6 protein-coding genes are annotated in these 11,128 nt (G+C 69.0%); 5 read left to right on the forward strand and 1 reads right to left on the reverse strand.

The window, feature by feature from the left end; genetic code table 11:
• Nucleotides 1–100 precede the first annotated feature (100 nt).
• Nucleotides 101–322 (forward strand): hypothetical protein, encoded by a 222-nt coding sequence (locus AB0M02_RS42275; protein WP_364238091.1) that lies wholly within the window; start codon nucleotides 101–103, stop codon nucleotides 320–322.
• A gap of 34 nt (nucleotides 323–356) precedes the next feature.
• On the opposite strand, the gene AB0M02_RS42280 is transcribed toward AB0M02_RS42275, so the two are convergent.
• Nucleotides 357–1,121: a hypothetical protein gene (locus AB0M02_RS42280; protein ID WP_364238092.1), complete on the reverse strand. Its 765-nt coding sequence runs from the start codon at nucleotides 1,119–1,121 to the stop codon at nucleotides 357–359.
• 1,004 nt (nucleotides 1,122–2,125) lie between these two features.
• On the opposite strand from AB0M02_RS42280, the gene AB0M02_RS42285 reads away from it, so the two are divergent.
• The 4 genes from AB0M02_RS42285 (at nucleotide 2,126) to AB0M02_RS42300 (ending at nucleotide 10,684) form a co-directional block, all read left to right on the forward strand.
• Entirely contained in the window at nucleotides 2,126–2,467 is a 342-nt protein-coding gene (locus AB0M02_RS42285) for an STAS domain-containing protein (RefSeq protein ID WP_364238094.1), read from the forward strand.
• A gap of 34 nt (nucleotides 2,468–2,501) precedes the next feature.
• Nucleotides 2,502–4,949 (forward strand): hypothetical protein, encoded by a 2,448-nt coding sequence (locus AB0M02_RS42290; RefSeq protein ID WP_364238095.1) that lies wholly within the window; start codon nucleotides 2,502–2,504, stop codon nucleotides 4,947–4,949.
• Entirely contained in the window at nucleotides 4,946–7,153 is a 2,208-nt protein-coding gene (locus tag AB0M02_RS42295; protein WP_364238097.1) for a hypothetical protein, read from the forward strand. Before AB0M02_RS42290 ends, AB0M02_RS42295 begins: the two co-directional genes overlap by 4 nt.
• 171 nt (nucleotides 7,154–7,324) lie before the next feature.
• On the forward strand, nucleotides 7,325–10,684 hold the full coding sequence (locus AB0M02_RS42300; RefSeq protein WP_364238098.1) for a TIR domain-containing protein: 3,360 nt from the start codon (nucleotides 7,325–7,327) through the stop codon (nucleotides 10,682–10,684).
• Nucleotides 10,685–11,128 lie beyond the last annotated feature (444 nt).

The raw sequence follows: 11,128 nt of genomic DNA on the forward strand, positions 1-11,128 counted from the left end.
CGGCCTCGCGATGCGACCCGCGCACTGTGCCGGACGTGTCGCGGTACACATGGTGACTCCGCGCCGGGAGCGTCCGGGCCGACAGGGCTGGTGGTTCCACGTGTATGAGCGGCTGGTGGTCGGTCCACGATTGCTGGACCACGAATGGGCTGAGGTGTGGATCGACACGGGAACCGGTCCGGGGTTCGTGACCCGAGTGCCGGCCGACCGGCTAAAGCTGGCCGCCATCGATGACGGGAACGGCGATGACGCCATCTACCGCCTTCACCTCGCCACCGAAGATGTCCAGCCAATCCAGCCGGGGAAAAGGGACCATGATTGAAGTCCAGGCAACCCCGGGCGGCTTCCGGCCGCAGCTAGGCACTCGGAGTGGTAGTCGGACCGGTTGGAGGGCATGAGTGCCATGCCCGGAACGGATCACGCGGACCGCACCTGAGCATCTCGCGGGGATGCTGCAACGGGTCGGGCGACGGCGGGTCTGAGGGCGTCGCTGTCGGTGCCGGGGCAGGGTTATTGCCGCACTCGGGTAGGTATCCGCCGGTGCCACACCAGGGCGGTGCGTCAACCCGCGTCACTCTCCAGCCGTCGTCCTCGCGGGTCTCGATCACCCACGTCCTAGGCTTGCTTTTGTAGCTGGCTCCTCCGCCATCGGTGTCCCACCACACGGCCTGAACGTCGATGCGCACAGTCGCATGGTCACCGCTCGGCGACCCAGGATCGACGATGTTGAGGTCGAGACCGAACGGTGCCGGATCGGTCGAACGCATCGCGGCGAGGTAGCCGCGCCACTGTTCTAGTAGGTGATCCTGCTCGTCATCCAACACCGGCAACAAGCCGTCCTCGTCGCCGTACGACAGCCGCACCAAGTACTCATCGGCAGCCGCGACCGGTGCCGGTGCACCCCGTCCCGCCTCAACCGTCTCCCGAAGCAACCACAGAACCGGAAGCCCAGTAACTCCACCGCAACAGATCAACATGGTGGGTGCGAGCACGAACACCAACAGGCGGCGGCGCACCGACCAGCCAGAGAACCTGCGGGCAACTTGACGTTCTTCCCAGCGCTCATAACGTTCCTTGATCCACACGCCGTGACGCCGCAGCCGGTCGAGCGTCTTGATCATGTGATCACGATAGGCGGGTTGATCAACTGCTGTCGATCACTGGACCGTCCGGACGTGGTCTCAGTTTTGGTCTCGTTCGCCGACGTTCAGAGTCGGTCACCGGTGTTCGATGGGGAGAGCAGCACCAGGTCACGGACGGTACGGGACGTATGCGGACAGAGGCTCACAGACCTCGAAAGCGTGTGAGGGTTTACGCCCTCCGCGGGTTCAAATCCCGCCGCCACCGCCATCAAGAGCCCGGTCTGTGTGACCGGGCTCTCTTGTTTTTCTCCGTCCCATGCGTCACTCTGTGTGCCCTTCGACGGGGTCGTTCGCGCGTCGGAGCGGCGCCTAGTCCGTTCGGTCGTTACCCATGATCAGGACGCGTGCGTGTAACGGGGGTGTTTCGTCGCACGTCAGAGCATGGAACTACCGTGTGTAGTGAATCATGGACGGCCCAAAGACGTAGGGTGTCGCGCAAGTCACGCGGCTCAAATCCACCGGATCAGACAATGTGGTTCCGACCGGGCGGCGAGAAAATTTCGCAGATTCACCCCACCCAGATCTGTCGATGTCTGTCCTAGATTTGACATGTGAGAGTTACCAACCACTGGTGGAATGGGGACGTCCGACTTCAGCGCCGTGACGTCTACGTCCGTACCGACGGCCAGACCTGGGAGGTCGAAGCCCAATTGGGCGGCCCCGACGGGAAGTCGAAGGTACAACAGTGTCCCGGCCGGGCATCAGCGATGATCCTGGCCGACGCGTGGCGCGGTCCACGCTGGCAGTGGCGCGAGCTTTAGGAGCGCCAGGAGCCCCCCCTCGGCTGCGCCGCCCACTGCTTGATCCGACCCGGCCAGCCTCTTGACGGACCGGATCCCTCCACGGGGTCCGGTCCGTTGGCCTTTCTCATATCGATCGTGTCTGTGCCATCCGGTTTGCGACGCACGCTCTGTCCGATGTGCGCGGATGCTGACGATCTATGGTGGAATACCCATAGGACGGGTAGGAAGCCATTGATCACCATGCAGGCCACAGTCACCGATCACCGATCCGACGTCGCCGTGCTTCACCTGCGTGGCGAGCTCGACGCCGACACCTCGGGTGAGTTGCACACCGCACTCGCCGGGCTGCTGGAGCGGCCGGTTCCGCGGATCGTCGTCGACCTCACCGAACTCAAGTTCTGCGACTCTGTCGGGCTTAGCGCCTTCATCACCAGTAAGCAGGTGATCGCTGCCCGAGGAGGGTGGCTCAGTTTCGCCGGCGCGAACCCGTTCCTGGCCCAGTTGCTGGAGACAGTCGGTCTAGGCCGTTATTTCGCGATTTTTCCGGAGATCGATGACGCGATAGCGGCCGCCCAGCTCTAGCCCTTGATCGGGTCTACTGGCAAGATCCGCGTTCGTGAATCGATCTTGGGTGGCCAGGGCGGCCGGGGTCCTCGCCCTGGTGAGCGCGCTGCTGGGCGGTGCCGTTCTGAGCGCGACAGCGGACGCGGCCATCCCGCCGCCGTCGACCATGCCGGTCGACCCGGCGACCTGTACCGAGGTGCCGATCACCGGCTTCGGCCAGGGTGCCGGCGAACTCGGTGCGGGCCGCTGCCGGTGGTTCACGGTCACCGAGAGCACGTCGTACCTGGTCCGGGCGTCCGACGCCGGCAACGCGACCCTCGCGTCCGCGGTGTTCGCCGGCCCCCGAACCCTCGCCTGCGCGACTGTCTGGTGCAACCTCGGGCAGGGCACCTACTACCTGGTCGCCACCGAGCCGATCGACGAGATCAGCGCGACCGTCACCAGGCTGAACGGCCCGGGCTGCACAGCCGTGGACGCGCAAGGGTTCAGCACACCGATCCGCGGCACCTTCACCAGCCTGGGCGAGGTCCACTGCCTGGCGCTGCCCGAGGCAACAGGGCGTTACCAGGTCATGCCACCGCCCACCGGCCCGGCACCGCTCGTGCGGTTGGTCCAGGAGACCGGCACGGTGTTCTGCGACGTGACCAGCGTGTACGGCTGCGCCCCCGACATGCCGCCCGGTCCGGTCCGGCTGATCGTGGTCGTTCAGGACCCGCGCACCACCGGTGACTACCTGCTCGCGCTGCAGCGCACGACCGGCGAGAACGCGTGCGCCCGGATGACGTCGCCGTCGACGGTCGACCTCACCGCCACGGATTTCGTCAGCTGTCTCGACGTCCCCGGAGTGGCGGGCGGCAGCCAGGAGATCCTCACGCTGAACCGGATCGAGGGGGACGGCACCGCCTGGCTCACCGTCTACGACCGCTCCGGGAACCTGGTCTGCCAGGACGCCACGCCCGCCGCCTATCAGCTGCTCGGCTGCCGGCTCGGCGACGTCGCGCACATGGTCGTGGTGCGGTCGGCGACCGGTGCCGGCAAGTACCGGATCAGCCAGGCCGCCGGGATCAGCGGCAGCTGCCGGGAACCGGTCTCCTCCGCGTTCGGCGGCCCGGCCACGCCCGGTGAGATCCTGCCCGGTGAGGTCCACTGCTACCGGGTCAAGCCGTTCACCTGGTTCGACCTGCCCGGCACCGAGGCCACGGTCGGCTACGCCCTGCCCGGTGGCTCGCTCTACACGTGCCCCTCGCTGCCCTGCCTGATGCCGGTCTCCGAGGTACTGGTCACGGCCGCCGAGCCGGTTGCGTACCGGGCGGACACCTGGGCGGTCGGCAGTGACTTCGCGAACCCGGTGGACTGCGAGCGGATCACGGACTCGGTGGCGTACGGGTTCGGCCCGGTGACCGGAACGCTGAACGCCGACGACCGGGCCCACTGCGTGTCGTTCCCGGTCGGCTACCAGAACGAGTTCCGGCTGTCGGTCACCGATGGGATCACGCCGTACGTGATCAACAAGGACTGGTCGATCGCACCGTGCTCCGATTCCGGCGGCGACTGGTCGTGCACGCCGGGACACGGTCAGGGCTCGTACATCGTTCTCGCGTTCGTCGGGGACGGGTCGCCGACGTCGTTCGAGGTCGTCGCCGACTGCGCAACCCTGCTCTGCGGTGGCGTCAACTTCGCCCTCCTCGGCGGCAACGAGCCGATGAAACTGATCACCGGAACCAAGCAGGTGATCGAGATCGCCGGCGTCGGCCTGCACGAGCGGGACACCCTGTGGCTGAGCCGGAACGGCGAGAACGTGACGCCGATCGTGGTGCGGTCGGTGACCGCGAAACGCGACCGGTACACCGCCGAGGTCGACCTGACCGGTGTCGAGCCGGACAACTACGACATCACGGCCACCTCCTTCGCGAAGCCGAACGAGGCGGGCCGGTGGTCGTACCTGCTCCAGGTGGTGGCACCGCAGCTGGCGATCGCCACCAAGCCGTCGATCGTCGGCACGGTCGCGGTCAGCGCCACGGTTCGGGTGAACCGGGGTGTGTGGAGCCCGGCACCCGACTACTTCGAATACCAGTGGACCGCCGACGGATCGCCCATCTACGCCGCGAAGAACGCGTCCTACACGATCCCGCCGTCGCTGCGCGGCAAGCGGCTCGCGGTCACCGTCACCGGTGTCCGGCAGAACCATCGCAGCAACACGGCCGCCACCACCGCGACGACGGTCGGTTACGGCGCCACACCCCGGGCCACGAAAGCCCCGAGGATCCTGGGCACGATCAAGGCGGGCAAGACGGTCCGGCCATCGGTGGGTGCATGGTCACCCACGCCGAGCGCTTTCCGGTACGAGTGGCGCGTCAGCGGCAAACTCGTCGCCACGTCCCGCTCCCTGAAGCTGAAGAAGGCCTGGGCCGGAAAGAAGCTGACCCTGGTCGTCATCGCGAAGCGGACCGGGCACCTCGACGGCCGGGCGACCACCAAGGCCGTCAAGGTGAAGAAGTGAGGCGCTGGCCGGTCGCTCTGCTGAGTGGCCTGATGCTCGCGGCCGGTGTGTGGGTCGCCCTGCCGGCGTCCGCGGAGACGGCCTCGTTCGATCCGGCGAGCTGTGTCGCTGTGTCCGACCAGGGTCTGAGCACCGGGGCGCACCTCGGTTCGCTCGCGGCGGCCGGCCAGACGGACTGTCTGGAGCTGCCGACACCGTCCGGCGCGAAGCTGGAGATCTGGATGCCGGCCTACTCCTCTCTGGAGCAGGACCTGGACATCGACGTGGTCGACGCCGACGGCACGGTCATCTGCCATCAGTGGTGCGAGCTGTCCGGGCCGGCGCCGTACCGGGTGCTGGTCAACGCACTGGACGCGGTCGCCGCCTATCAGCTGACGGTGCAGCGGACCGACGAGATCACCGGGTGCGGGTCGCTTGCGCTCGGCGCCACCGCCGCTCCCTCGTTCTCGGCGGAGCGGTTCGCCACCTGCTACGCCATCCCGGCGGACGCGCACGCCACCTCGGAGATCGTCGCCGCGGCACCGGCCGCCAGGACGGCCGGCAACCTGTGGACCGCGGTCTACGACGGCACCGGTGAGGGGATCTGCGGCGGATACCTGGCGTCGTTCCAGGTGGAGATCGCGAAGTGCCGGCTGCGGGCGGGGGAGGCGTACTCGCTCGCGGTGGTCGGGCGGCCCACCAGCACGGAGTACCGGGTCGGCCGGAGGGACTCCAGCCCGGCGGGCGCCGACTGCGACACGCCGGTGTCGACCGCGGCGGGCGGCCCGGCGACGGCCGGTTCGATCACGGCGGCCGACGACATCAAGTGCTACCGGCTGAGCGGTGCGGCGGCGGAGTCGTTCTGGGCGAACGTCCGGGACAGCGGCGCCGTGAAGCACGCGGTCTTCGACGCGGCCGGGAACGAGGTGCCCTGCTCCGAGGTGCAGCCGTGCCGGCTCACCGGGTCCAGCGGCTATCAGATCTTCGTCTGGTCGTCGACGATCACCGTTCCGCAGTCGTACCTGCTGGACACCTGGTTCCTCGGCGCACCGGGACGGACTCCGGCCGAGTGCCCGACCGCGGCCGACCCCACCCGGCTGGCCCCGGTCAGCGGCACGCTGGACGCCGAGCGGACGGGTGTCTGCTACGCGCTCCCGGTGCGGACCCGCACCGAGTTCCAGGTGCGGATCACCGGCGGCACCGAGCTGCCCGGTGCGTACCTCTTCGACCTCGGCGGCACCAGCGCGCAGACGGCCGGATGGTGCCGGTGGTCGGACGCGTTCCAGCAGCACTGCGCACTCACCCTGCCGGCGTCGTCGCAGCCGGGCACCGCGATCCTGGCGCTCTCGCCGGGCTGGCGGCTCGGCTCCTTCCCGTTCCGGGCGGAGTTCGACTGCGTACCCGGGCCCTGCGAGCCCCTGCCGGTCCCGGTCACGCTGACCTCGGTCACGCCGGCGGCCGTGCCGAACAGCGGTCCGGTCTCCCTCACGTTGGCGGGCGGGCCGTTCACGGCGGCCAATTCTGTGCTGCTGACCAGGGCCGGGGTGACGGTTGCGGCCTCGGTGACCGGTGTTTCAGCGGACGGGACCGTGCTCACGGCTCAGGCCGACGTGACCGGGGTCGCCGCCGGCGCCTGGGACGTCACGGTGGCCGGATCGGTTCCGGCGGTCCTGACCGTCACCGCCGCGCCGCTGACCCTGACCAGGGCGCCGTCGATCACCGGGACCGCCCGGGTGGGGTACTCGGTGCGGGCGCTGACCGGGACTTGGAGTCCGTCCACCTCGTCGCACACGTATCAGTGGACGGCCAACGGGGTCGCGATCCCGGGGGCGGTCGGGTCGTCGTACACCATCCCCGCCGGACTCCGCGGAAAGCGCCTCGCGGTGATCGTCACCGCCAAGCTCGCGAACCGTTTGGACACTGTCGCGGTCTCCGGATCACTGACGGTCGGCTATGGCGTTGCGCCCCGATCGACGGTGAAGCCAAAGATCATCGGGACGGCGAAGGCGGGCCGGACGGTCAAGGTCTCGGTGGGTGCATGGTCACCCAAGGCGACCGCTTTCGGGTACGCCTGGCGTGTCAACGGCAAGGTCGTGTCATCCGCATCCAAGATCAAGCTCAAGAAGTCCTGGGTCGGGAAGAAGCTGACCGTCGTGGTCGTAGCGAAGAAGGCCGGGTACTACGACGGCCGCGCGACCTCGTCGGCGGCCAAGATCAGGCGCTGAATACGACGAAAGCCGGCTCCGATCGGGAGTCGGCCTCCGCCTGCACTGTTTTCAGGCCGAACAATACGAGACGCCGGGTAGGGGTCTCACAGCGGGGCGTCATTTTTTCGCCGATCGGCCGCCGGCATGGACAATCGGTCGGCATTGATGACTGACCACGGGGGTCCGTGCATGTCTTTTGACGGCTTCATCTCGTACAGCCACGCCGCGGACGGGCGGCTGGCGCCGGCCGTGCAGCGCGGGTTGCACCGGCTGGCGAAGCCGTGGCATCGGCGCCGCGCATTGTGGATCTTCCGGGACCAGACCGGCCTGTCGGTGACGCCGGGGCTGTGGTCGTCGATCCAGAAGGCGCTGGACGGCTCCGAGTGGTTCGTGCTGCTCGCGTCGCCGGAGGCGGCCCGGTCGCCGTGGGTGAACCGCGAGATCGAGTACTGGATCGCGACCAAGCCGGCCGACCGGATCCTGCCGGTGGTGACCGACGGCGAATGGCGGTGGGACGCGGAACGCGGTGACCTGTCCGCGGACTCGACGGCCGCGCCGGACGCGCTGCGCGGCGTGTTCTCCGAGGAGCCGCTCTTCCTCGACCTGCGCTGGGCCCGCGACGGCCGGCAACTCAACCTGCGGGACACCCGGTTCCGGGACGCGATCGCGGAGCTGGCCGCGCCCATGCACGGCGTCAGCAAGGACGAACTGGAGAGCGAGGACCTCCGGCAGCACCGCCGGGCCCGGCGGCTGCGCCGGGTGTCCATGGCGGCGCTGGCGCTGCTCACCGTGGTGGCGTCGGGGACCGGCGTGCTGGCGGGGCACAACGCCGACCGGGCCACCGCCGCGGCGGTGGAGGCGCAGCGCCAGCAGGACGTCGCCTCGGAACAGCGCGACAACGCCGAGCGGTACGCGGACGAGGCCCGGCGACAGGAGCGGAACGCTCGCACACAGGAGCAGAACGCCCTCACCCAGGAGGCTCGGGCGCAGGCCGCCACCACGGAGACGAAGCGGCAGGAGAAACGCGCACGGGAACAGCAGGACGCGGCCGAGCGGGCGGCGGCCGACGCGAAGCGGCAGGAGAGCAACGCGCGCCGGCAGCAGAAGCTGGCGGGCGAGGCGAAAACGCTCGCCGAGCGGCAGAAGGCGCTGGCCGAGCAGCAGGAGGCGGTGGCGCGGGAGCAGAGTTCGCTGGCGCGGGAACAGAGTGAGCTGGCGCGGGAGTCGGCCGCCGAGTCGGCCCGGCAGCGGATCATCGCGGAGCGGCAGCAACGCCTCGCCGAGGAGGCCGCCGCGGAGGCGGAGCGGCAGAAGCACATCGCGCGGCAACAGCAGCGGATGGCCGAGGAGGCCTCGGCGGAGGCTCGCCGGCAGGAGTTCATCGCGCGTGAGAACGAGCGCAAGGCCGAGGACGCTGCCGCGGAGGCCCGCCGCCAGGAGGAGAACGCCGCCGAACAGCAGAAGATCACGATCGGGCGGAGGCTGTTCAACCAGGCCAAGGTGACGATCAGCAACGACCCGTGGACGGCTCTCAAACTGGGGATCGCCGCGGAGCGGATCCAGCCCGGCACCGAGTCCCGCACCGAACTCAGCGGCCTCGTCACGTCCACACGCCGGTTGGGCACCATCGACGAGGTGCTGTATGTGGCGTATGGGCCCGGCGACCTCCTTGCCGTCGTCAATTCCGACTTCACGGCGGCACTGTGGAGCGTGGCCGACCGGGCGCACCCGGTGCGACTCGCCCCACTCGACGGCTTCACCTTCGTGGGGCAGCCCGTCTTCAGCCCGGACGGCAGGACGCTCGCCATGGTCGGCGGCTGGGACTTCGAACCGGTTCTCTTCGACGTCTCCGACCCGGCCGCCCCCGTCAAGACCCACACGCTGCCGCTGCCCTACGCCGGCTGGCTCTCCTACAGCCCGGACGGGCAGACGCTGAGCGTTTCCAGCCCCGACGGGTTCTGGAGCCTCTGGGACATGGCCGACCGGACGAGGCCCAGCCTGCTGTTCACCCGGACCATGGAGGTCAACGGCCCGGTCGCGTTCAGCCCCGACAGCCGCACCGCCGTGACCGCCGGCGAGCCCGGCACCATCTGGGACATCACCGACCGCACGCTTCCTGTCGAGGTCGGCACGCTGCCCGGCGAATGGTGGAGGGTCTCCTACAGTCCGACACGGCCGCTGCTGACCACCAACGACCAGGACGGGAACCTCTCCGTCTGGCACATCACCGACCGGACGAAGCCGCGGAAGTTCACCACGGTGACGAGCCGGGCCGGCTCCGGGGATTTCAGCCCCGACGGGCTGCTGCTCGTGACCGGCGACAAGGAGGGGACAGCGCGCCTCTGGGACATGGCCGCGAACGCGCCCGTACACATGGCTGATCTGAACGACCACAGCGGTGATGCGATCTCGACGGCGTTCAGCCCGGACGGACGGACCCTGGCCACCACCGGATTCAACGGCACGCTGAGCCTGTGGGCCGTCGCGGCGCACGGCGAACCGGCGGTCCTCGGACGTGCCGACGGCAACCACTGGCAGGGATTCGCGTCCGCGCTCACCTCGGACGGGGCGCGGCTGACCACGGCGTACTCCGACGGGACCGCGGCCGTGTGGGACATGTCGAAACCGGCCGGCCCGGTCGAACTCGGCAGCATGCGCATCCACTCCACCTACGTCGACGCGGTGGCGGTCAGCCCCGGCGGGGACACCGTCGCCGCGCTCGGGTGGAGGTCGGACGGATCGGTGACGCTGACCGATCTCAGCGACCCGCGGGCGCCGGTGCCGCTCGGCAAGTTGCCGGGCGGACCCTTCCGCGGAACGCTCGCGATGAGCCCGGACGGAAACATGCTGGCCGTCGGCAACGGCGAGTACCACGTGACGATGTGGGACATCAGCGACCCGCGACACCCGGTCCAGCACGCCGACCTGCCGATCTACGACGTGGCCACGGCGATGGCGTTCAGCCCTGACGGCCGGACCCTCGCCGTCGCCAGCGCGCTGTACCGGACTGTCCAGCTCTGGAGCCTGGCGGACGCGGTTCTGGTCGAGACCCTCAAGGGGCACTCTGATTTTGTAACCGCGTTGGCGTACAGCCCCGACGGGCGCACCTTGGCTACCGGCAGCAAGGACAGGACGGCGGTGCTGTGGAACGTCGCCGGCAAGGCCCGCCGCCAGGCCATCCTGACCGGCAACGGCGCCCCGGTATGGTCGGTGGCCTTCGCCCCGGACGGCCGTACCCTCGCGACCGGCACCGAGGACGACGCGGCGGCGCTCTGGGACATCGCCGAGCTGACCGGCCCGGTCCGCGTCGCCACCCTGCGCCGCGCCGACCTCAAATCGAAGTCGCTGCACTTCCATCCGGACGGGCGCACGCTGATCACCAGCGGCACGAACTTCGGCTTCACGAAGGCGGTGGCCTGGGATTACTCGGCGCTGAACGCGCTGCGCGCCGACCCGGCCGCGACGGCCTGCGCCGTCGCCGGTGGCGGGTTCACGGCGGAGGAGTGGGCGGCTTACATCCCGGAGGTGCCGTACCGGCCGACCTGCTGAAAAAGGCCGGACCCGATGGGTCCGGCCTTCTCTGTGCTGCTCCGTGGCGGAGGATACGAGATTCAAAAGTGCTAGCAAGGAGATCGTTGGGCCGCCGAACCTGCGGCAAGACGAAGCCTGACGGCGTCGGTTGGTGGTGACTACGGCAGGGAATCGATCCAGGTCGTGAGGAGCTGCCCGATGAAGTCGCGAGCCTCCGCGATCCGCATGGTTCGTTTTGGGGTCCCGGACGACGCCCGCGCGTGTCGGGCATCGTCGCCGCTCACGCTTGGCAAGTTAGCTGAACCCGTGAATGCGCTGATGTCTGCCTTGGTCGCCAACCCGGTTCTAATGAGGCCGGCCTCTCCGCCTAGCTGTTGTGACCGAAGACGTTGTTCACACGGCCAGTCGAGTGATCGGTGGGTGTCCTCCGAGGGCTGAGTGGCTGCGTGCAGTGTTGTAGTA

Origin of the sequence: Actinoplanes sp. NPDC051861 (assembly GCF_040681145.1) — a bacterium.
Taxonomy (GTDB): Bacteria; Actinomycetota; Actinomycetes; order Mycobacteriales; family Micromonosporaceae; genus Actinoplanes.

Excerpts from the sequence above, each read along its gene's own strand:
- AB0M02_RS42280 (WP_364238092.1), bottom strand. The coding sequence starts at position 1,121 with ATGATCAAGACGCTCGACCGGCTGCGGCGTCACGGCGTGTGGATCAAG.
- AB0M02_RS42285 (WP_364238094.1), top strand. The coding sequence starts at position 2,126 with ATGCAGGCCACAGTCACCGATCACCGATCCGACGTCGCCGTGCTTCAC.
- AB0M02_RS42300 (WP_364238098.1), top strand. The coding sequence starts at position 7,325 with ATGTCTTTTGACGGCTTCATCTCGTACAGCCACGCCGCGGACGGGCGG.